20 protein-coding genes are annotated in these 23,037 nt (G+C 44.9%); 10 read left to right on the top strand and 10 right to left on the bottom strand.

Features of this window, described 5'->3' with window-relative positions; genetic code table 11:
• Positions 1-4: 4 nt before the first annotated feature.
• From ctaD to uvrB, 4 genes are all read right to left on the bottom strand, one after another.
• The gene (gene ctaD / locus L4D74_RS11080; protein WP_428752167.1) at positions 5-1,672 is read right to left on the bottom strand and encodes a cytochrome c oxidase subunit I; all 1,668 of its coding nucleotides are present in this window, start codon (positions 1,670-1,672) and stop codon (positions 5-7) included.
• Entirely contained in the window at positions 1,672-2,844 is a 1,173-nt protein-coding gene (gene coxB / locus L4D74_RS11075; protein WP_428752166.1) for a cytochrome c oxidase subunit II, read from the bottom strand. The genes ctaD and coxB overlap by 1 nt, the downstream gene beginning before the upstream one ends.
• A gap of 619 nt (positions 2,845-3,463) precedes the next feature.
• On the bottom strand, positions 3,464-4,057 hold the full coding sequence (locus tag L4D74_RS11070; RefSeq protein ID WP_428752165.1) for a GNAT family N-acetyltransferase: 594 nt from the start codon (positions 4,055-4,057) through the stop codon (positions 3,464-3,466).
• Positions 4,058-4,285: 228 nt separating this feature from the next.
• Positions 4,286-6,256 (bottom strand): excinuclease ABC subunit UvrB, encoded by a 1,971-nt coding sequence (gene uvrB, locus L4D74_RS11065; protein ID WP_428752164.1) that lies wholly within the window; start codon positions 6,254-6,256, stop codon positions 4,286-4,288.
• A 158-nt stretch (positions 6,257-6,414) separates the two neighbouring features.
• Here uvrB and L4D74_RS11060 point away from each other — a divergent pair, with 158 nt between their 5' ends.
• The 3 genes from L4D74_RS11060 to L4D74_RS11050 all read left to right on the top strand — a co-directional run bounded on the left by L4D74_RS11060 (position 6,415) and on the right by L4D74_RS11050 (position 8,525).
• Positions 6,415-6,951, top strand: coding sequence for a YqhA family protein (locus tag L4D74_RS11060; protein WP_428752163.1), 537 nt, complete (start codon positions 6,415-6,417; stop codon positions 6,949-6,951).
• An 8-nt stretch (positions 6,952-6,959) separates the two neighbouring features.
• The gene (locus L4D74_RS11055) at positions 6,960-7,544 is read left to right on the top strand and encodes a GNAT family N-acetyltransferase (protein WP_265677473.1); all 585 of its coding nucleotides are present in this window, start codon (positions 6,960-6,962) and stop codon (positions 7,542-7,544) included.
• 99 nt (positions 7,545-7,643) lie between these two features.
• On the top strand, positions 7,644-8,525 hold the full coding sequence (locus L4D74_RS11050) for a DMT family transporter (RefSeq protein WP_265677471.1): 882 nt from the start codon (positions 7,644-7,646) through the stop codon (positions 8,523-8,525).
• Positions 8,526-8,568: 43 nt separating this feature from the next.
• On the opposite strand, the gene L4D74_RS11045 is transcribed toward L4D74_RS11050, so the two are convergent.
• Positions 8,569-8,835: a DUF5062 family protein gene (locus L4D74_RS11045; RefSeq protein ID WP_265677470.1), complete on the bottom strand. Its 267-nt coding sequence runs from the start codon at positions 8,833-8,835 to the stop codon at positions 8,569-8,571.
• Positions 8,836-8,978: 143 nt separating this feature from the next.
• Positions 8,979-9,593, bottom strand: coding sequence for a fumarylacetoacetate hydrolase family protein (locus L4D74_RS11040; protein ID WP_428752264.1), 615 nt, complete (start codon positions 9,591-9,593; stop codon positions 8,979-8,981).
• Between the two features lie 310 nt (positions 9,594-9,903).
• On the opposite strand from L4D74_RS11040, the gene hutC reads away from it, so the two are divergent.
• The 5 genes from hutC (at position 9,904) to hutH (ending at position 16,567) form a co-directional block, all read left to right on the top strand.
• Positions 9,904-10,614, top strand: a complete 711-nt coding sequence (gene hutC, locus L4D74_RS11035) for a histidine utilization transcriptional repressor HutC (RefSeq protein ID WP_428752162.1) — start codon at positions 9,904-9,906, stop codon at positions 10,612-10,614.
• A gap of 303 nt (positions 10,615-10,917) precedes the next feature.
• Positions 10,918-12,138 (top strand): imidazolonepropionase, encoded by a 1,221-nt coding sequence (hutI, locus tag L4D74_RS11030; protein ID WP_428752161.1) that lies wholly within the window; start codon positions 10,918-10,920, stop codon positions 12,136-12,138.
• A complete protein-coding gene (gene hutG / locus L4D74_RS11025) occupies positions 12,128-13,171 on the top strand; it encodes a formimidoylglutamase (protein ID WP_428752160.1) in 1,044 nt (347 codons plus the stop codon). The genes hutI and hutG overlap by 11 nt, the downstream gene beginning before the upstream one ends.
• Before the next feature lie 158 nt (positions 13,172-13,329).
• Positions 13,330-15,024, top strand: a complete 1,695-nt coding sequence (gene hutU / locus L4D74_RS11020) for a urocanate hydratase (protein ID WP_428752159.1) — start codon at positions 13,330-13,332, stop codon at positions 15,022-15,024.
• Between the two features lie 10 nt (positions 15,025-15,034).
• Positions 15,035-16,567, top strand: a complete 1,533-nt coding sequence (gene hutH, locus L4D74_RS11015; RefSeq protein WP_428752158.1) for a histidine ammonia-lyase — start codon at positions 15,035-15,037, stop codon at positions 16,565-16,567.
• 343 nt (positions 16,568-16,910) lie between these two features.
• On the opposite strand, the gene L4D74_RS11010 is transcribed toward hutH, so the two are convergent.
• On the bottom strand, positions 16,911-17,309 hold the full coding sequence (locus tag L4D74_RS11010) for a hypothetical protein (RefSeq protein ID WP_265677462.1): 399 nt from the start codon (positions 17,307-17,309) through the stop codon (positions 16,911-16,913).
• The gene (locus L4D74_RS11005; protein ID WP_428752157.1) at positions 17,299-18,375 is read right to left on the bottom strand and encodes a hypothetical protein; all 1,077 of its coding nucleotides are present in this window, start codon (positions 18,373-18,375) and stop codon (positions 17,299-17,301) included. Before L4D74_RS11005 ends, L4D74_RS11010 begins: the two co-directional genes overlap by 11 nt.
• Positions 18,376-19,209: 834 nt before the next feature.
• Between L4D74_RS11005 and L4D74_RS11000 the strand changes: the two genes are divergently transcribed.
• Together L4D74_RS11000 and L4D74_RS10995 are read left to right on the top strand one after the other, a co-directional pair.
• Positions 19,210-20,454, top strand: coding sequence for a hypothetical protein (locus L4D74_RS11000; RefSeq protein ID WP_428752156.1), 1,245 nt, complete (start codon positions 19,210-19,212; stop codon positions 20,452-20,454).
• 194 nt (positions 20,455-20,648) lie between these two features.
• Complete coding sequence (locus tag L4D74_RS10995; RefSeq protein WP_428752155.1) at positions 20,649-21,284, top strand: HAD family hydrolase; 636 nt, start codon at positions 20,649-20,651, stop codon at positions 21,282-21,284.
• A 30-nt stretch (positions 21,285-21,314) separates the two neighbouring features.
• On the opposite strand, the gene L4D74_RS10990 is transcribed toward L4D74_RS10995, so the two are convergent.
• A complete protein-coding gene (locus L4D74_RS10990) occupies positions 21,315-22,061 on the bottom strand; it encodes a sulfite exporter TauE/SafE family protein (RefSeq protein ID WP_428752154.1) in 747 nt (248 codons plus the stop codon).
• 54 nt (positions 22,062-22,115) lie between these two features.
• Entirely contained in the window at positions 22,116-23,006 is an 891-nt protein-coding gene (locus L4D74_RS10985; RefSeq protein WP_428752153.1) for a TIM barrel protein, read from the bottom strand.
• Positions 23,007-23,037 lie beyond the last annotated feature (31 nt).

The following is a 23,037-nucleotide window of genomic DNA, read 5'->3' as shown; positions in this document are numbered from 1 at the left end:
GCCTTTAATCAACGCGTGGTGGCGTAGAAAATGTGTGATGCGGTGCAGGACTAGGTACCGTCCACTCAAGACCCTCTGCACGCTCCCATGGTTTCGCTTGTGCTTTTTCACCACCGCGAATGCACTTAATCACCAACCACAAAAAGATAAGTTGCGATAAGCCAAAGGCAAAACCACCAATTGATACTATCTGGTTCACATCGGCAAACTGAATCGCGTAATCAGGGATCCTTCTTGGCATTCCTGCTAACCCTAAGAAATGCATAGGGAAAAACAACACATTGACGGAAATCACTGAGCACCAAAAGTGCCACAAACTCAACTTATGGTCATACATATGTCCCGTCCACTTCGGCAACCAGTAATAAGCCGCCGCCATAATCGAGAAGACCGCGCCAGTTACCAACACATAATGGAAGTGCGCCACCACAAAATAGGTATCGTGATACTGAAAGTCCGCAGGCACGATCGCCAACATGAGTCCCGAAAAGCCCCCAATGGTAAATAAAATAATAAAGGCGATGGCAAATAGCATGGGCGTTTCAAAGGTCAACGCCCCGCGCCACATCGTTGCGACCCAGTTAAAGACTTTGACACCCGTGGGGACAGCAATCAGCATGGTGCAATACATAAAGAACAGCTCAGCAAACACAGGCATTCCCGTGGTAAACATATGATGCGCCCAAACCAAAAATGACAGTAAAGCAATACTGCATGTGGCATAAACCATCGAGTGGTAGCCGAATAACTTCTTGCCACTGAACGCAGGAACAATGGCGGAAATAATGCCGAATGATGGCAAAATCATAATGTAAACTTCTGGGTGTCCAAAGAACCAGAATATGTGCTGAAACATGACAGGGTCACCACCACCAGCCGCGTCAAAGAAACTGGTACCAAAGTACTTATCTGTCAATATCATGGTTACCGCGCCCGCAAGTACGGGCATCACGGCAATCAACAAAAACGCAGTGATAAGCCATGTCCACACAAAAAGCGGCATCTTCATTAACTTCATACCCGGCGCTCGCATATTGAAAATGGTCACGATGACGTTAATGGCACCCATAATCGAGCTAATACCCATGATGTGTACAGAAAAGACAAACAACGCGGTGCTGTCTGGTCCATATGTAGTGGACAATGGGGCGTAGAACGTCCACCCAAAGTCGGGGCCACCTCCGGGCATAAATAATGAAGAGAGAAGGATAAGGAACGCAAACGGCAGAATCCAAAAGCTTAGGTTATTCATACGAGGCAGCGCCATATCGGGCGCCCCTATCATCATAGGAATCATCCAGTTCGCCAACCCAGTAAAGGCTGGCATCACCGCACCAAACACCATCACTAAACCATGAACAGTGGTCATCTGATTGAAAAAATGCGGATCAATCAACTGCAAACCGGGCTGAAATAACTCTGCACGGATGACCATTGCCATCGCGCCTCCCGTCAAAAACATGATGAAACTAAACCAAAGGTAAAGCGTACCTATATCTTTATGGTTGGTAGAATACACCCAACGCGCCCAACCGGTTGGGGTGGCATGGTGCTCATCATGTTCAGGCTCGTCTTGTAATATCCCCTCTGAGACTGCACCACTTTCTGCACGGCTCAATTCAGCATCTGTCGCAGCTGACGATTTTGTTGTTTCCATGGGATCCATCTTCATCACTGCTCCTCGGAGCTAACAGGCTCCATTCCTTGAGTTTTGTACGCATTTACGTCTGATGCCTGCACGGTATCACCCGTATCATTTCCCCAGGCATTTCGCTGATAGGTTACGACTGCCGCGATTTCTTTATCACTCAGCTGATTAGCAAAGGACTGCATCGCCGTACCATTCACACCATCAACAATTTTTGCAAGGTGCACCGATACCTCTCCGGTCGTTGCCACAGGACTCCCCGCAATCGCAGGAAATGCGCCCGTAATTCCGCTCCCATTCGCTTGATGACACACGGCACAACGAGCGGTGTAAACCTCCTCTCCAAGAGCCATCAACGTTTCCATAGACAAGGTTGCATCCAACGATTTTGCGGCTTCTTCTTTCGCCAATGCCATTTCTTGTTTTTTCTCACTTAGCCACGCGTCGTAATCCTCTTGCGTCATCGCATGCACGACAATTGGCATGAAGCCATGTGCCTTACCACAGAGCTCTGCACATTGGCCTCGATAGACACCTGGCTGTTCTATTTTGGTCCATGCTTCATTAATGAAACCTGGGATGGTGTCTTTTTTGACGGCAAAGTCTGGTACCCACCATGAGTGAATCACATCATCCGACGTCATGAGAAAACGAATCTTCTGGTTGATTGGAAGTACCAAGGCATTATCAACCTCAAGCAAATAGTGAGCGCCTTTCTCTTCAATGCCATCTATTTGCTTTTGGCTGGTTGCAAGTAATGAATAAAAACCGACATCTTCGCCAAAATACTCGTAGTGCCATTTCCACTGTGAGCCAGTGATCTTAATGGTTAGATCCGATTGAGAAGTGTCTTCCATCGCAATTAACGTCTTGGTAGCGGGAATAGCCATAGCAACGAGGATGATAATGGGAATCACCGTCCATAACACTTCGACTTTGGTACTTTCGTGGAAATTGGCGGCGACAGCACCTTTCGATTTTCGATGTTTGATGATGGAATAGAACATCACACCAAAGACTAAAAATGCGATGGCACAGCATATGTAGAAGATAAGCATATGAAGGTCATAGACCTTATTGCTAATGTCCGTCACCCCACGGGTGAGGTTGTAGTTGTTTGATTCAGCGCTCACAGGCTGGCTGACGAGCATCGCCGTCATAGCCATCCATGAGCAAACGGGCAGCAATCTTTTCAAAAGATTTCTCCTTTGCCTAGCCACATCTCTCCTGATGCGGTTCCCCTTAAACATCAACCAAGCACGTCCAAACAGTGATCAAACTGATTAGGATGGTGATGCCGTAATCAAGCTCAGATTGCTTCATTCTTAGTCACAACACTCTAATCGCTATGTTGTAAATTCTAAAAAGGCAACTGAGCTTTAGCACGTTCCGCTACAAATTAGCGAAACAAGGTGAGCCAAAAGGCTCAAACAAACCCAACAGGTAAATGCTCAAAGCAAACAACGAACCACTTACTTATTAAGTTTAGTGTCAATAAATATAACGTAAGCACTTGTTATATTTTTGTTAATTAAATGCTAGTTAGAGAAGTCGAGTTCTGCAAGAAGAAAAATAAAAGGCTTGATTTTGTGATGACGCTTGGCTTGATTTTCGAAAGATTTTGACAAATTCCAAAACAAAAACTCTACTCGAAAGAGAGCGATGGGTCCCCCGAAACCATGCAGTTCCATCAGCAATTTCAAGCAAAAAAAACGCTAGACTGAATGTCTAGCGCTTCTATAGTTTGTATTAGCAATAGGACCAACCAGAGTCCTTCATACTAGTTACTCACTACTAGATACTTACTACTAATTATTAAGCTTGGACTGGTCGAAGCATGAACCAATAAGGGAAGTTCTCGCTTTTCGACAACACTGTGAAACCTCGACGTTCGAACGTCTTCACTACCGTCTCACTTGATGCCACGACATAAGTTGGCTTACCTGTTTCATCGGCTTGATCTGTTACTGTTTTAATCAAAGCACCCGCTAAACCTTTACCGCCAGCTTTAGGAGAAACACCTAATCCCCATAACCAGTAACAGTCTTGAAGAGGCGGTACTGCCAACATTTGCTCGCAAACCTCTTTTGCCAACTCAATTTTTGTCGAGCCCATCATGCGTGTCACAATCGCAAGTAATTCCATCTTCTGCATAATATCGGCTTCATGTTTACCCGGAGAGCGCATGATCACACAACCTTCATTGTCTGGTGTGGTGTACACTTCGCCGCCCCCTAAACCCCATTCGCCAAGAGCCCAACGCCAATATGAATCATGAGCAAAATCGGATGCTTCATCTTGTCGTAAAGCCGCCTGCATAGCTTCATTGTTTGCATATGCATCAATAAACATCTCACTCAATGCTGGCACGGCAGAGTAGTCTGCCTTTATAATCTTCAATTCAGACATGTTATTTCCTCAAACGGATCAAAATGACTAGGTCATAAACAGACGCCAGTTATGCTTGGCATCCTTGTTACCCAAATGGGTACTTACCAAAATATTTTTTATACCCAAACCTCAATAAAACAGGACTTGAGCAACTTGTCAATAGCAATCAGTTGCAAACGTTCGCATACCTAAGCTATTGAAGTTCCTCTTCAAAAGCCGTTTTGTCAGCATAATTCAGCTTCCGTATTAGATAAAAATAAACTGTCGATATAAGCTATCTAATTGCTGTCGAATGTCGTCAATAGCACCCCTGTCTCGCTCGGCAGATACAAGTAGCAATTGTCCCTCCAATGCCGTTATACGCTGACATAATTCCGTTAAATTGTGGCAAAAGCTTGTCTCGTAAACTGGCTGTATCGGCGTAGCTTCTGAAGATATTTTCCGTTTTGATGATGCAGGAGAAATACTATGTACCTGATTGTAGGAGATTTGCCTCTGTCGCCTGCTATTTGACTCTGCAATGGCTTGCTGCATCGCTGGTGTGACTTTGTCAGCATACAAAATCGCCAGTCCATTAACATTGCGAGCTGCCCGCCCAATAATTTGAATAAGCGCTTGTTTAGAGCGTAAAAAGCCAGCGTGGTCTGCATCAAAAATAGCAATCAGAGAGGCCTCTGGAATATCTAGTCCCTCTCTTAACAGGTTAATTCCAATTAGCACATCAATGTCACCACGCCGTAATGAGTCAATAATTTCTACTCGGTCTGAGGTTTTCACATCAGAGTGAATATAACCAACCTTAATACCTAACGTCTTAAGGTGTTGTTCAAGAGATTCGGCACTTCGTTTAGTTAACGTCGTCACCAATACCCTTTCATCAACCTGAATTCTTTTCTGTATTTCGCCAATAAGATCGTCAACTTGAGTAGCAAGCGGCCTAATATCAATGACTGGGTCTAAGAGCCCTGTGGGCCGGATAATCTGTTCAACCACATGATTACCTGAGCGCTTTAACTCATACGCTCCCGGTGTCGCTGATACAAAAATCGTCTGAGGTTTTAGCTTTTCAAATTCGCTAAACATGATGGGGCGATTGTGCTGTGCTGATGGCAACCGAAAGCCATAATCAATGAGTGTCTCTTTTCGGCTTTGATCGCTTTTATACATTGCGGATATTTGAGGAATCATGACATGAGATTCATCGATAAACAGCAAGCCATCTTTCGGTAAATAATCCAACAGTGTCGTTGGGGGCAATTCAACATCACGCTTATTTAAATAACTCGCGTAGTTTTCCATTCCAGAGCAATAACCAAAATCCCGCATCATGTCTAAATCATGCATGGTCCGCTCGAACAAGCGACTTGCCTCGGTTAAACGAGACTCGGCAGTAAGCGCTTGTATCCTTTTTTCAAGCTCAAGCTGAATGGATTCTCGAGCAGCCAGTAACTGACTTCGTGAAGCCGCATAGAGCGTTTTCGGTGATACTCGGTAGTGCTGTATGTCCTCTAAGGCTTTCCCTAAAATCGGATCCATCCACTGCAAACGTTCGACAGTTTGATTGCCCAAAATCACCCGAATCGCTTTATACTCAGAATCAGCAGGGAAAATATCAACCACATTACCATCAACACGAAACGTAGCTCGTTCAATCGTTTTTTGGCATTGCGTATATTGCAACGCATACAGTCTCGATACTAACTCTTCTTTATCAACCATTGCGCCTACCGTTAACGGTATTTGAATGGCCCGATAATCCGCAGGATCGCCCAACCCATAAATGGCAGACACCGACGCAACCACTATCGTATCTCTGCGCTCTACGAGCGATTTCGTTGTCGATAAACGTAGGCGTTCCAATTGTTCGTTGATAGCGGAGTCTTTGCGAATGAAGCGATCGCTTCCAGGAATGTAGACCTCTGGCTGGTAATAGTCGTAATAGGAGACAAAATACTCAACGGCATTATTGGGGAAAAAAGCCTTCATTTCACTGTAGAGTTGCGACGCCAGGGTTTTGTTATGAGCCAATATCAGAGTCGGTTTTTTTAATCGGTGAATAATATTCGCCATGGTAAATGTTTTACCAGACCCGGTCACACCTTGTAATGTCTGATGCGTTGCCGCATTTTGAACGCCTTGAATGAGCCTAGCTATCGCTTCTGGTTGATCGCCCGATGGGGGATATTTTGAGTGTAATATAAAAGAGTCGTAGGCCATCACGTCATCCTCAGCATCAATATGTCACTTGAGTATATACCCCACAAGATAATTTACATGACGATAGCGTTTCTCATTCGTTTACTTAGTGTGCCCTCTTTTGAACTATCTTTTACATGAACTATATTTGACAGACACTCAGCAGATCGAGGTCGATTTTGAAAAAGCAATTCATAAATAATTTTCGCTACGTAAGCTGGATTGCCATTATCAGCTCCCTGTGCGGGTCTGCTTTGTTAAGTTTAATCGGTGCGACCAAAGCTTACGCCGCTTTCTATGTCTATTTTATTGGTACAGAAAAAACCGCCAATATGTCGCATTTAGATACCGCTGATCTTGCAATAAATTATATGGTGAAATCTTTAGATACCTTTTTGGTTGCACTGGTGCTTTTTATCTTTGCGCACGGAGTGTTCACTTTATTTATTTGGGACAGTGAAAACGATAAACTCAAGTCGTTTAATGTCTTACATTGGATAAAAACACCCAATATCGGCCATCTAAAAAACATTCTTGCAGAAGTCATCATTGTCATTCTTTTTGTCAAATTCTTAGAGCTAGTTTTGGTTGATTTTAACAATCTGAGCTGGGAAACACTTATCTTACCTATCGCTATACTGATGTTAAGTTTAGGGCTAAAATTTCTCGGCTTAGCACACGATGAAAAACAACCGACCAACGATGATAAAGAGTAAGCATTGCAATGATCAATAGAGCTTTAAAAACCGTCACTGCGGCTGACATGCCGCAATTTAGCGCTTGTATGACGGCAGCGTTTTTAAGCGATCCTGCCGCGCGTTACATTTGGCCAAGCGCAGAACTTTTCATGCGAGTATTCCCAGACTACGCCAAGCTATATCAAGGGCCATCAATTATTGATGGTACCGCATGGGCGACAAAGGATTTTTCTGGCGTTATTACATGGCTCGCCCCCGACCGTCACCCCGATGAAGATAAGATAAAACAGCTCGCATTTACCACCTGCCCCACCGGAATCTTAAGTGAAGTACAACGTTTTTTTCATGAGCTTGAACAGTTTTACCCATCAGAGCCCTGCTGGTACTTACCTTTAATCGGTGTAGACCCTGCCTACATGGGACAAGGGATTGGTCATGATTTAATGGCAGCCACATTGCCGACGATTGACGCCAGTGGGAAACCCGCCTACTTAGAGTGCTCTAGCCCTAGAAATGTTGCCTTCTATCAGCGGTTTGGCTTTCAGCCTATTGGCGAAGTCTCACTCGGAGGAAGGCCGATATCCACTCCAATGATTCGCTTAGCAAAATAGCGTAAAGTAACATCCTGTTTAATATCGATTTTAGTTCTACTTCTCTTTATTCCAGTATATGATGCGCCACCTTTAAATGTGACGCATCACCACTACCATATGCCGTTAAGCAACGCGACCAATCAAGCGCTATTTCTTCTTATTTTTGCCAACCTATTAGCCTCTTTTTCAGATGTCTCTCTTAAAGTGCTCAATGGTGAAGTTCCGACTTTCCAGTATGTTTTCATTCGGCAATTATTCAGTGTCATTCTGCTGCTTCCCTTGTGGCTAAAGCTCCCTAAAGCAGTCCGAATGCAAGGAGGATGTCGCATTAATTTTTTACGTGCACAGTTCATTCTCATGGGCAGTGGCTGCGCGATGATTGCGGTCACCCACTTAACTCTCGCAACTGCAAATGCGATGTTTTATGTCGGACCAATATTGATGCTGCCATTGTCAGTGATATTGCTCAAAGAAAAGCTAAACTCTACCAAAGTGATTGCGACATTAATTGGCTTTATAGGTGTAGTCATTGTCCTACGCCCTGAACAATTTCATTGGGCTGCCATCGCAGGGCTTGGCAGTGCGCTCTCTATGGGGGTTGGAAATGTGCTGATTAAGCGACTGCCCAATGATCAGCATATTGTTGCCACGCTATTTTGGACGGGAGTAATGACTCTGCCACTCGCGCTTGCGCTCGCAATACCGCAGTGGAGTACTATTGAATGGCACCATATTGGCTGGATTATGGTCATTAATCTATTGGTTCTGGGCTATCATGCGCTGGTTGTGGTTGCCTATAGAAAGGCGCCTGCTAATCAAATCGCGCTGGCTGAATATTCTGGACTTATCTTTGTTACGGCGTTTGGGGTGATGTGGTTTGATGAAATACCCGATATCCTCACCCTTATTGGTATTGCGCTAATCGTTATACCTATTATGCCCATTCGATGGACAAAGTGGCTACCCCGCTCACAGCAAAAACAAGTTGAGACGATCTAGGCAAGTCGATACGGCTCAACGATACATGCCACTTGATGGTTACCTATTTCAACGGATCATCATCAGGTAATGCGCTATGGATCCATAGCGCTAATCGCTTTCTAATATTTTTTCCATCGCATTTATCGGCGGGAAGGGGGGTTATCTGATTCACTTCTACTAAAAACAAGTAGATGGCTTTTGCCTTCATGGACGGAGTCGTCCCTTGGTTGGTGAGTGTGTAACCTTGCATTGCAGCAATTTTAGTACCGACTTCTAACGCCTTCTTGAACAACTTGTCTTCATTTTCTAACTTCGCTGTTTTCGACATTTATTCACCATCAATCTCAATAAATCTTGATGCAATTATATGAGAAAATACCAATTAGTGTTTTTAAGCCAGTAGCAAATCCGACATTTTATCAATGGAATACGCTAGCGACACATGCGCCTCGAAAGCACCACTTTCGCCCACTATATCGCGACCCACTCTACCTCTATCAATGTCACGTCAGCCTGCTTGATTCGCCCTAAGAAACGATCACCCGCCATGATTTCACCCACACCTTTTGGGGTTCCCGTCATGACAACATCGCCATCTTCTAAATCCGTGTATGACAATAACTCGGTTAAAATCACATCCGGCTTATAGATCATTTGCTTAGTACCACCAAGCTGCATTCGCATACTATTGATGAAAAGTTCAACTTCCAATTCATTGATATCAATACCATTAAGTGGCACAAAGCGGCTGAATTTAGCTGAATGATGGAACGCTTTTGCTCGCTCCCAAGGCAGTCCTTTCGACTTTAACTGTGACTGCAATGCTCGCTTGGTTAAGTCCAACCCAAAGCCAACCCCATAAAAGCGCTGGTTTTTAACCAAAAAACAGATCTCGGCTTCATAGTGGAGTGGTTCATCGATATAAGAAAAGAGTTCTGCCGCAATGCTTGAGTTGGGCTTGTTAAACACCACCATATTCTCTGGAACTTCGTTTCCAAGCTCTTCAATATGTTCAACATAATTGCGCCCAACGCACAGTATTTTAGATGGGGTGTACTGCTCATTGTCGACTAAAACTGTTTTCATCATCCTTCCTTAGACATACAGGCAATTCATATCAAGAACTCATCGCGGTCTTAGCGGCTGCCACGTAATGACACACACTCACCGACGACGGTAGCCGAGCATGATAACGGAAGATGAATGACAACTTGATGATTTTGTCACTATTTTTGTAAAGTTGAGGTGAAGATCGAGGTTTGTTGCTAACGATAAATCAACGTCAGTGTTGGGGTATCGTCTTACTATCCAACATGAATTCTCATTGAACCTTGCAATTTACGTCGTTTTACATAACCATTTGTATATTCAATTAAGTTAGCTAAGTAGCCAATGTATGTCATCTGAACCCCTTTACATCCAAATCAAACGTTTCATCGAAAATAATATCGAAAATGGTCATTGGGCTGTGGGTCATCAGATCACAACCGAAATGGAGTTGACCAAGCAATTTTCTGTCAGTCGAATGACCGTGAATAAAGCTATTCGAGATCTGGTTGGCGAAGGCAAACTTGAGAGAAAACCACGATTAGGCACCTTTGTAAAAGCACCGTCGACAAAAGCAGAGTCACCTTTGCTGGATACCCGAAATATTGCTGAAGAAGTGCAGCAACGCGGCAAAACGTATTCCAGCCAAGTTATCCAACATGCGTCGATCAATGCTGATCAAGAGATCGCTATTAAGCTGGGCATCATGCTAGACAGTCCGGTCTTTTACAGTGAAATACTGCATAAAGAAGATGAGCAACCCATCCAACTCGAATGCCGCTGGGTAAACGCCAAATATGCTCCGAATTACCACCAGCAAGACTTCACAACCGTCACCCCTAATGAATACTTGAGTGCAAACTGCCCAATGAGTGCCGTTGAGCATACCGTCGAAGCCATCACATGTGATGCCAACCTCGCTTCTTTGCTCGCGATGAGCGCACATGAACCTTGCCTACTGCTTCACCGCAGAACATGGAGTGGTGATAAATTGATCAGCAGCGCCTTGCTATATCATCCTGGTAATCGATATCAACTAAGTTCAAAAATCACTCTCTAATGAACAGTGACTAGAACCCACCGCATCTATCTGTGTTCAAAACGACATCCCTAGCGATAACGATAATTCGTCATCAACCCTTAAATCACTCGCTGTTTTTCGGTACATTAACCACTAAAGACTGAGCTGGCAATAAGCCGCTCATCGCCGAAAATGCCCATCCAATAGAAGTAAAGTCGTACAGAGCATTTCGTAAACTCCCTGCTCAATAATTCCTCAACGATCACGTTTCTTTATCGATCTTCTTGATCAATTGTATAGATTAAACTAAATATTTGTATATACAATAATGAGCGGACTGATATGAATCTAATTCTAACCAATGCCAGACTGGTTTCCATGATAGAAGGCGCGAGCGGGTATACCCCGTCCGAACCTTGTTCTGTCATCATTGAGAACGGCATAATTGCCCGTCTGTCGCCAGAACGCGACACGAGCGTTGATGCTCATCTCAGCTTCCCTCGCATAGATTGCAAAGGCACGATTGTCACGCCGGGTTTTATCGACCCGCATACCCACCTTGTTTTCGCAGGTAACCGCGCTGAAGAGTTTGAAGCAAGGCTGCAAGGCGAGTCCTACGAGTCTATTGCACAACGAGGTGGCGGTATCAACAGTACCGTACTAGCGACGCGTGCAGCCAATGTCGAATCACTCATCGCCTTAGCCTTACCTCGCCTAGATAGCCTCATCAAAAGCGGTTGTACCAGCGTAGAAATCAAGTCAGGCTATGGTCTAACATTAGAAGATGAAGCCAAAATGCTCATTGCGGCCAAGTCATTAGAGCAGCATCGACGCATACGAATTACCACAACACTACTGGCAGCTCACGCGGTCCCACTAGAATATCGTAACGATCCCGATGGCTACATTGAATATGTCGTCAACACCATTATTCCTTATGTAGCCGAGCACAAACTCGCCGATGCCGTGGACGTTTTTTGTGAATCAATCGGCTTCAACTTACAGCAAACAGAGCGCGTATTTAAAGCCGCTGTAGAGCATGGTTTGGCGATTAAAGGCCATACCGAACAACTAAGTAATTTGGGCGGAACGCAGCTCGCCGCGCAATACCAGGCGCTTTCCGCTGATCATATTGAGTACCTAGATGAAGCTGGCGTGTTAGCTATCGCGCAAAACGGTACGGTCGCCACATTGTTACCCGGTGCTTTCTACTTTTTGCGTGAAACACAATTACCACCCATTCAAGCTCTCAGATTGCATAAAGTGCCAATGGCACTGGGTTCTGATCTCAACCCCGGCACCTCACCTTTTGCCGATCTTCGCTTAACAATGAACATGGCCTGCACCCTATTTCGTCTTACCCCTGAAGAAGCACTGCGTGGCGTAACTTGTCATGCTGCACAAGCGATCGGTCAACAAGACACGTTAGGAAAAATCGCCGTTGGTTATACGGCCGACCTAGCGATTTGGGACATCGCGCACCCAAGCGAATTGAGCTATCAAATTGGCATGGGTGAACTCAAGCATAGAGTCGTTAATGGGGTAATTGAAGATGTCCATTAAATCAACACAAACTGAACATTGCTTCCTTTGGCAAGGACGAGATGACCAAGAAGACGGAGAAAATCGCTATCGCCTCCATCATCTTATCAAGCCAGTGGCAACCTTAGCCAATCAACAGTTGGACAAACAACCTCGTGTGGCATTGCTCGGCTTTGAAACGGATGAGGGCGTTCAACGAAACAAAGGTCGCATCGGTGCCAGTCAGGGCCCTGATAGTATTCGCCAAGCGCTCTGCAACCTGGCTTGGCATGAAACATCAACACTCTATGACTTAGGAAATGTCTCTACAGTAGCAATGGCGCTAGAAGCAAACCAAGCCCTCACTGCTGAGATAATTTCACAGGAGTTACAACACGCTCCTCTCGTGGTACTGGGTGGTGGGCATGAAATTGCCTGGTCCTCTTTTCTAGGTCTTGCTCAGCACTTAGAAAAACAGAGCCCAGCACCACGTATAGGCATCATCAACTTCGATGCGCATTTTGATTTGCGTGAATACCGAACTCACCAAGGTGATGGCCGTACTACCAAGGCTTCAAGCGCAAAAAGCCAAACGTTACAACCTAGCTCGGGGACACCCTTTTCTCAAATTGCTGATTATTGTCAATCCCATCATCTGCCATTTAATTACATGTGTATTGGCGTCAGCAAAGCCAGCAATACCAAGGCGCTATTTGAACGGGCCGAGCAGCTCAATGTACAAACCTTGCTTGATGAAGAGATGTTGTTTGACGTCACGCCATCTCACCTTCAAGCGCTAGAGCGCTTCATAGATAACGTCGATCACCTCTATTTAACCATTGATCTTGACGTATTCAGTGCCGCTCATGCACCGGGGGTCAGTGCACCTGCCGCATTAGGTCTGTCTCCAGAGATTTTTTACCCTTATTTCAAAACCATATTAAAGCATAAAGACAAACTTCGTCTCGCGGATATTGCCGAGTACAACCCAGACTTAGATATCGATGGTCGCACCGCCAAGCTGGCGGCTCGCCTCGTTTGGCAAATTATGACCGCGCTATCCCAGACGAAATAGTGCTCTATAAAAGATAGACGAAAACAAACGTATTAATAACGATAAAAACAGTTAACCCAATAACTCTAAACGCAGCCCAATAAAAAGACCGACGTCGTGACTTCCATGAAGGGACGGCGATAAAGGTCTTCTGGCTAGCCATCAAAAGGAAAGGAACCATGACACACCGTTGTAATCCTCGCTTAGACACAGAGCGCACAATTCAAGCTCCACGCGGCACGACCCTAAATGCCAAATCTTGGTTAACCGAAGCACCATTGCGTATGTTGATGAATAATCTCGATGCTGAGGTGGCAGAACACCCACACGCCCTTGTTGTTTATGGTGGTATTGGACGTGCAGCAAGAGACTGGGCCTGTTATGACAAAATCGTTGAAGTGCTGAAGCGCCTTGAAGAAGACCAAACGCTTCTCGTGCAATCCGGTAAGCCTGTCGGCGTGTTCCCAACTCATAAAGATGCCCCTCGCGTACTCATCGCCAACTCAAACCTTGTACCTCATTGGGCAACATGGGAGCACTTTAATGAGCTCGATAAAGAAGGGTTAATGATGTATGGCCAAATGACTGCTGGCTCATGGATCTATATTGGCTCTCAAGGCATTGTGCAAGGAACCTACGAAACCTTTGTTGCTATGGCGAAACAGCACTTTTCTGGTGATCCAAGTAATAAGTGGATACTAACCGGCGGCTTGGGCGGTATGGGAGGAGCACAACCTCTTGCAGCCACCATGGCCGGCTTCTCTATGATCGCTGTAGAGTGTGATGAATCACGCATTGATTACCGACTAAATACCGGCTACGTCGATACCAAAGCGCATTCTCTTAGCGAAGCCCTATCGATTATCGAGCAAAGTGATACACCAATTTCTGTTGGGTTACTGGGCAATGCAGCGGATGTTTACGCTGAAATGGTGGCGAAAAATATCACCCCTGATGTGGTCACTGACCAAACGTCTGCTCACGATCCATTAAACGGTTACTTGCCTCAAGGCTGGAGCATGGAGCACGCAAAACGCCAAAGAGAACAGCACCCAGAGGAAGTTGTCAAAGCGGCAAAAGCCTCAATGGCTGTGCAAGTTCGTGCCATTTTAGACATGCAAAATAGAGGCGCTGTCGCCACCGATTATGGCAATAACATCCGCCAAATGGCCCTGGAAGAAGGCGTGAATAATGCCTTTGATTTCCCGGGCTTTGTTCCTGCCTATATTCGACCTTTATTTTGTGAAGGCATCGGCCCCTTCCGTTGGGCTGCCCTGTCTGGCGACCCAGAAGACATCTATAAAACAGACCAAAAAGTGAAAGAACTTATTCCCGATAACCCTCACCTTCACAATTGGCTAGACATGGCGAGAGAACGTATTCAGTTCCAAGGTTTGCCTGCCAGAATTTGCTGGGTTGGTTTGAAGGATCGTGAGCGTCTCGGGCAAGCCTTCAACGAAATGGTGAAAACAGGTGAGCTATCTGCACCAGTCGTCATTGGTAGAGATCACCTCGACTCAGGCTCTGTTGCCAGCCCTAACCGAGAAACGGAAGGCATGATGGATGGCTCCGATGCGGTTTCTGACTGGCCTTTACTGAACGCCCTACTCAACACCGCCGGCGGCGCTACGTGGGTCTCGCTTCACCATGGCGGCGGCGTAGGAATGGGATTCTCACAGCACAGTGGCATGGTAATTTGCTGCGATGGCAGTGAGGATGCCTCTCGCAGAATCGGTCGTGTTCTTCATAATGACCCCGCCACTGGCGTTATGCGTCATGCCGATGCCGGTTATGACATTGCCAAAGCATGCGCAACAGAGCAAGGGCTTGATTTGCCAATGCTCGACACTCGCTCTCAGCACAACAATGGTTAAGGAGCCTAACATGTTAAAACTCGTTCTAGAACCAGGTCAGTTATCGCTGAAACAATTGCGCCAAATCAGCCGTTCACCAGTTAACTTATCCCTTCACCCCGACGCGTTTGAAGGTATCGAGGCCAGTACTCGCGTTGTCGAGCAAGTTATTGCTGAAGACCGTACCGTTTATGGCATCAATACAGGCTTTGGCTTGCTTGCCAATACTCGCATCGAACCGGAAGATCTCGAAGTACTACAAAAAAGCATCGTACTGTCTCACGCAGCAGGCATTGGTAAGCTCATGAGCGACGAAACCGTACGCTTAATGATGGTACTAAAAATCAATAGCTTAGCCCGTGGCTACTCCGGTATTCGATTACACGTTATTCAAGCATTAATCGAGCTCGTGAATTCTCAGGTTTACCCTTGTGTACCGCAAAAAGGTTCAGTGGGCGCATCTGGAGATCTCGCACCACTGGCTCATATGAGTACCATTTTATTGGGTGAAGGCGAAGCAAGGCATAACGGGAAAATCATCAGTGGTCTTGAAGCGCTACAAATTGCCGGGCTGACACCAATCACCCTTGCACCGAAAGAAGGGCTCGCGTTACTTAATGGTACACAAGCTTCTACCGCCTTTGCGCTAGAAGGATTGTTTGTTGCTGAAGATCTCTTTGCTTCTGCAACGTTATGTGGCGCCATGTCCGTTGAAGCCGCACTGGGTAGCCGACGACCATTTGATCCTCGCATTCACCGTGTGCGAGGACACCGAGCGCAAATGGACGCCGCCCTTGCCTATCGCCACCTGTTAGATACCACAAGTGAAATTGGCGAATCACACCAGTGTTGTGAAAAAGTACAAGACCCTTATTCACTGCGTTGCCAGCCACAGGTCATGGGCGCGTGCTTGCAGCAAATACGCAATTCCGCTGACACTCTGCAAGTAGAAGCGAATGCAGTTTCTGACAATCCGCTGGTTTTTGCTGAGGACGGCGACATTATTTCTGGCGGTAACTTTCATGCTGAACCCGTTGCTATGGCGGCGGATAATCTGGCGCTAGCCATCGCGGAAATTGGCAGTTTATCAGAGCGAAGAATGGCGCTACTCATCGATAATGCATTGAGTAAACTGCCGCCATTTTTAGTCGATAACGGAGGGGTAAACTCTGGATTCATGATCGCGCAAGTCACCTCAGCGGCGCTGGCAAGTGAGAACAAAACCCTCGCCCACCCAGCATCAATAGACAGCTTACCAACCTCGGCAAACCAAGAGGATCATGTGTCGATGGCTACCTTTGCTGCTCGACGGTTACGCTATATGGCAGAAAACACCCGTGGCATCCTTGCGGTTGAATACTTGGCTTCCGCTCAAGGGTTGGACTTCAGAGCGCCATTAACGTCATCACCGCGAATTGAACAAGGCAAGCAACAACTCAGGGAGTCCGTCGCGTTCTACGATAAAGATCGCTACTTTGCTCCGGATATTGCCAAGGCAAACGACATTATTAAGCTGGCGCTGCACCATCAGTTGATGCCAGAGAATATATTACCAAGCGTTTAGGCTATTTTTCTAACAAAGCGATCTCTACAAAAACCGCGCATGAATACTCGTTTTTCTGGGCGGTTTATCTTTTGTCGGAATACACTAGAGTTTGATCGCTTTCAGCTGCATTTCGAGTGAGAATGTCAGGAGCAGTACAATAAAAATTGATTAGTTTTAGAAACGTTTGTAGACAGAAGTTAATTGCAGTAGTTGTTAAATTAGAAAATTACGAATAATCACAGGTATTGCAAAGTTGTTGTGAAGAGCTAGTGCGATGAGTAAAATCGCACTAGCAGTAAGGTTAGTATATACGACCAACAGTATAGGTGCGCACTAAACCAATTATGTTAATCAACCAGTTCTAGAGCTTCTCGCACAAGGAAAGGTCGGTAACATAATCACGCATCAAATTTTTCTTGTAGCCGATTTTAAGAGGGCATTCGAGCAACCCATTCGGTTTAATGATAAAACAATATCTAGCATAATTAATACTCGTTCCTATCGCCATACCTATAATCACCGAGATATATAGAACTCTTGTTAACCCTTTAACTTCTTTCTTATCCAAAAAAGCACTAATAAAAATTGACGATGCAAATAAACCTAATACAAACACAGACCATGCAGCTATATCAGGTAAAGGAACCCAATTAAATAAAACCTTTTCTAATTTATTAGTAAAAAACGGCGTCACTGTTTGATATGAAATCCACCCAGAAAAGAACGTGATAAAAACAGAAAGTACAAGTCTAATCTTCATCAAATGCACCTATAACAGATTCGACAAGCTTACCCTCAAATTGAGTTTTTTGATCTGCTCCCCAAACAAGAAGGCTACTCAACACTAAGATTACACTGGTTGCTAATATAGTTGTTGGAGCAACGATCGTTCCTATAACTAACGCTGTACCAGCTACAGCTAGAATATTAACAAGTAACTTCGCCTCATCGACCCCTAGCTGTTTTAAAGTGTATTCGTCATTTAAAACATACTGTAAAACGTTAATGGCAGAACCAACTAATATTTCCATAGGAGCGGTGACTTTGACATAACGAGCCATACCTTTAGCTGAATCCAAAGCACCTAAACCAAGCTTGACTACCTGAGGGTTTGAGGCTTTAAAACGATGACCCGCTAACAATGTTTTCATATGCTGTTTGTAACCTTTCAAGATCAGGAAATCGACTCCGTTATGTGTTTTCACGTAAGCAGTAACCCCCAACCCTCCTAATTTTTTAGCGGTATCAAATGCATCGTAAGTACCTTTCATTGCACCGCCGATATTTTGCGTTTTATCGAGCGCATCAAAAAATTCTTTCCACTCTTCCGGAGCAAGAACGGTAGTTTCTACAACGTCTTGTGTATATCGAATATGGATCTCTTTCTCTCCCTCTTTCGCTAGGAAGTTGTAAGGAGGCCAATACATATTATTAGGGTTAATTTCTGGCGAACTGGGTTGAACGGAAGCTATATCTACACTTCTACCTGACGGCTCCTGAGCGAGTTCACTAGCAAACTGTTCAAATATGTCATTTGATACTTCACCCATCGGTTTTAACGGACGCTCAAGTGGATTAGCTAAACCATCTTCCGTAGGATTTAAACGACCACGGATAGCATCATTCATGTTTTTAAATGCCTTGATGCCTCTTGCTTCAAGCGCGAGCTGTTCCTGCTCTTTCTTTTGGTAAAAGGCACTCTGATCCTGTGTGTATGCCCTTTGAGCATCAAAAATTGTCGAATACTTCACTCTTTTGTAAACCAATGAATTAACAATTGGACCATTCCCTAAATGTTGCTGCAGCGCGGTTTGATCATAAAACATATCAACGGCTTGATCATATGTGACATGACACTTTTCCCAAAAGGGACTACCACGCTGTGCGAACGGATAATTTCGACCTTTCGGTGGAAGGGGTCTGCTCATGATGTACTCACATTGTTGAATTAAGAGTGTGTAATCATAACGATTTTTCTTGGTGCGTAATATTGGAAAATTGTTAGATAGGTAAATTCACTATCAAAAACAACACTTAGAAGTCAATCGAGCACTCCTAGCGAAGATTTTGAACACTTGAATAAAACAACATACTTTCATGCGACCTTGTAAGTGTGTGATGCTTCCAGATCGATTTTAAGGGCAAAATCAACGTCTTCGTTTGTAGAAAGAACCGCACCATGAGCCTCATTTTTCATACTTTGTGAACTTGTGATATCAGATTAGCTACATTTGGGAAAAATTTGGTTCTCTACGAACTCGTACTTATGCGTGAAAATGATAAAGGGGCATTTTCGATTTAGAAAGTGCCAACTGTAACGTTTCTGAATAAAACCTATAACACCGAATACGGAAAGTCATTGTTGAATTCTCCTTCATTATTGATTTAACTCACGATATACCTTAATCACGACTGGGTGTTACCCGAGAGGAACGCTCACAAATTATGATATTTATTTGAGTGGCTATGGATACACACTTTTATTAAAACAACGAAACCACAAGCTAACCCGATCATACCACCATTAAAAACATCGCCAATCTAGTCACAACGCACGGGTTCTACCATTAAATTAAGGGTTGGGACAGTCACTAAATTTAGGTTGGATTTGTCTATATACCTGATATTCTCACGTTATTTTATTGATATGAGTCGTGACAATGACCACAATTCACGAGACAGTTCTCACTCCATTTACTCGACGCCTGTTTCAAATCGCCGTCTTGGTGATTGGCGCGGGCTTACTCCTTGGTGCAGTTTTTTATGACACGCAGGCGCTAACCCTCATATTATCAGCGTTAGCAACGCTGTATGTGATTGTAGGTTTTGTTTTCAAACCTAAGCTACGCCAACACATCTACCGACACGAGGATGCTATAGAGGTGACCAAGTCGGCACTCATGTCTCAAATAGACAAATGGGCATCAGGAAGCTTCATTGTGATGGCCGTAGCGAGCAATATCCATATATTGGTGGATGCCACTATGCCAATGCTTGCTAATCTGGTCTATCAAATATGCCTATCTGCATTCGTATACAAGCAAATGACTCACGACGTTTTGCTTATCTTGCCATTGACTGAGAAATATATCTTTCTAGAAAACAAGCAGTCAGACTGTTTGTTGATGCAAAGGTTTGACATCTATTCACTCACGCCCCCCACTGAAACATTGCCAGAGTCAGAGGAAAAAGAACCAATTGAAGCCAAAGAACAGGCGCTTCAGTTTATTGGCACACTGTCTCTGGTGGAAGAACCGTTTGAGGGTGAAGACGCTAGGGCCGTCCTTACTACGCTAAATCAGCATCTCTCCCTCACTCTAGGGAACACAGAAACCCAAAAGTCATGGCCAGAGCGCGGCAAAGCCTTTGTATTGAGCCTCGCTGGTCTATACGTGTACGTAGTTTGGCTGCCTGAGCTGTTTAAACTTATGTTTCCTGTTGGTCGATATCGAAATAAGCATCAGATGCTGGTGACACGAACTGAAGACATGTCAGATTTTGGGGTGTATTTTATGATGTTTATCATGTTCATCACTCTCGCCGTACCTTGTTTAATTGCAGTCTTTACCTTTTATCAACAGGTGAGGCGAGGCATGTTTAAGGCAACGTGCATCACCAACGAGGATCTCTGGCTATTAACGCCTAGCATAAAGGGTCATTATTCGAGAACAATATCACGCACTGAAATGGCCTACATCAGCTACGCTTATGGCCGATCCAATACTGAGTCTTCGGGTCCAATCGGTGTGTGTATCGACCACGACATAAAGCTGATTGGTGTTGATAATAACCTAATCTCATTGAACGGTTGGGCATGGAGCGGCCATTTTACATTCAATCATTTAGTCAAATTCGGTCTGCCAGTGCGCCTAGCTCAACAAAAAAGACCGCTACCAACTGAGTAACTACTAACACTGGCCGATAGTTGGGTTTGTAAAGTGTCTGAGAAATAAAACAAAGATATTTATAATTGCTCCAAGGTATTTTGCCGATTCACAACAAATTGTCCTAAACGTGACGACGCTATAGGGTAGTAATTTTAATTAATTGTATGATACGTCGACATAAATTTCATGTAACGAAGAGACTTTATACGAGTATGGCATCTGAAATACAGCTTATTATTTTTGATTGTGACGGTACGTTAGTGGATAGTGAGCGTCTTTGTAATCTTGCCTTAGAGCGTCAACTGGCTGAAGTTGGGGTTCGCTATAGCGCAGAGCAGCTCATCGCCAACTACCGTGGCGTTAAATTCACTGAAATCCTATCCAGTATTCAATCTGAATGCCAACTGACGCTTCCCGACTCGTTTGAGACAGAATATCGCCTTAAGGTTCGTGATCTCTTCGATCAGCAATTAACCGCTAATGAAGGCGTTGCCGAGGTATTAAAGTCTCTCACAATCCCAGTTTGCATCGGCTCATCGGCACCTCGTGCCAAGATAGAGCATGCTCTAAACGTCACCGGACTCGAAAAATACTTCGACAACGCAATATTTAGCGCTCATGAAGTGGGTTCTTGGAAACCAGAACCCGGATTATTTTTGCACGCGGCAAACACCATGGGGGTTGCCCCCGAGCATTGTTGTGTTGTAGAAGATAGTTTGGTGGGCTTACAAGCAACACATCGTGCAGGAATGACCAGTGTTTACTACGCCCCGCACTTAGAAGAGATTGACGTGTTTGGTTCTACTCATATCCAGCATATGTCCGAGTTGCTTAATGTTATTCGGTAATCTATTCCATCAAACGAGTAAGCAGTGAACCTATGCAAGCCCATCGATGGTAAGTTTTATTCCTGAGAGTAACAAAAATAGATAGCACAATCGGTATATCCATTGCTGGCTAACACGATGTAATAACCACACCCCTAACTTTACGCCAACCGGCGCAAGGGGCATCAAAATAAGCGCCGTGATTACGTTAACCCTGTCAAACTCACCAAGGACGGAATAAGGAACCAGTTTGACTAGGTTAACTAACCCAAATAACACCGCCATCGTCGCGACCAAGACCACTTTATCCAGTTTCAGTGGCAACATATAAATACTGGCAGGTCCGCCGCCCGCATGAATTGCGGTACTAGAAAAGCCACTCAATAAACTCCAGAACCACGCGCTCACTTTTCCCGCTGGTTTTTGCTTATTCTCGTCCACCAGCCAATATTGCCCACAGAATAGCAATGATAGGATGCCGATCAGCAACTTAAGGCCAGATTCCGGAGTGACACTCAAAAACAATCCAGCCAACATGACACCAAGAATCGCCCCTGGAAGCATCCGCTGAATTACTGAATAATCGGCATTTCGGTAATGATGTTTCACCGCAAACACATCCATCACACATAAAATCGGTAACAGAATCGCGGCAGCTTGTGTCGGTGCAATAGTCATCGCCATCAAGGGAACCGCGATAATACCCAATGCACCGCCTAACCCGCCTTTACCAATGCCATAAATTATCACGGTGGGAATCGCCGTGATATAAAACCATGGGTCAGTAACGAATAACACGAACCACTCCTTTACCAGCGATTACCTTTGCCTTTTTGATAAAGAGAAACGTCACTAGCCAAATCCTTTTTCAAGCAGATAATCACGGCTTTGTTTAATGTCGTTTAACGTCCCTGCAGAGTGTTTAGGATCTCGTTCTTGCTCAATAGTGATCCAGTCTGAATAACCGATCTGACTAAGCGCCGAATACACAGCAGCATAGTCGATTACCCCTTCGCCAATGGGACACATCACCCCTTGTGCGCAAGCTTGCCAAAAACCAACTTTATTTTGTATCACTTGAGTAAACACTGCCTGATTAATGTCTTTAAAATGAACGTACTCCAAGCGTGAAGCGTATTCAATTAAGCTTTGAGCCGGATCCATACCAGCGTAATGCAAATGCCCCGTATCCAAGCAAAGTCCCACCTCATGATGAGTAAGATCAGCCAGCATCCGATCAATTTCATCTCGGTATTCAATGTAGCCACCAGCATGAGGGTGAACGACAGGGCGAACACCATAATGCGCGGCAATGGTCGCGACCTCTCGAATCGTTTGCATCATTGTGCCCCAACGCTGCTCATCAAGTCTTGGCGCTTCATCGCTCAACCCCGCGCACGCACTGCGACGATCATTCACGCAATCAATCACCACAACTTTTTTGCTGCCAATACGTTTCAGCATCGAGCATAAGTCATGGGCTCTAGCCAATATGCTTTCTTTATGCTCAAAAGATGAAAGTGGCTCAAAGATAGTCCCCGCGCAAATTCTTAAACCACTCTCTACCATCGCGGCACTCACACGATCACCCTCAAGAGGCATGTAGCCGTAGGGGCCTAATTCCAGCCCTTGATACCCCGCCGATTTACCTTCCGTTATGACCGTAGTCCAAAGCGGGTTGTGCACATTAGTGGCCGATTCGACTCCCCAACAGCAGGGCGCACACGCGATAAAGTTATTCATGACTATCCTCCTTGTGATTGGTTGATACTGC

Source organism: Vibrio cionasavignyae, assembly GCF_050337155.1.
GTDB lineage: Bacteria > Pseudomonadota > Gammaproteobacteria > Enterobacterales > Vibrionaceae > Vibrio > Vibrio nomapromontoriensis.
Note: the sequence above shows the minus strand (reverse complement) of the source record. Positions and strands in the feature narration are given on the sequence as shown.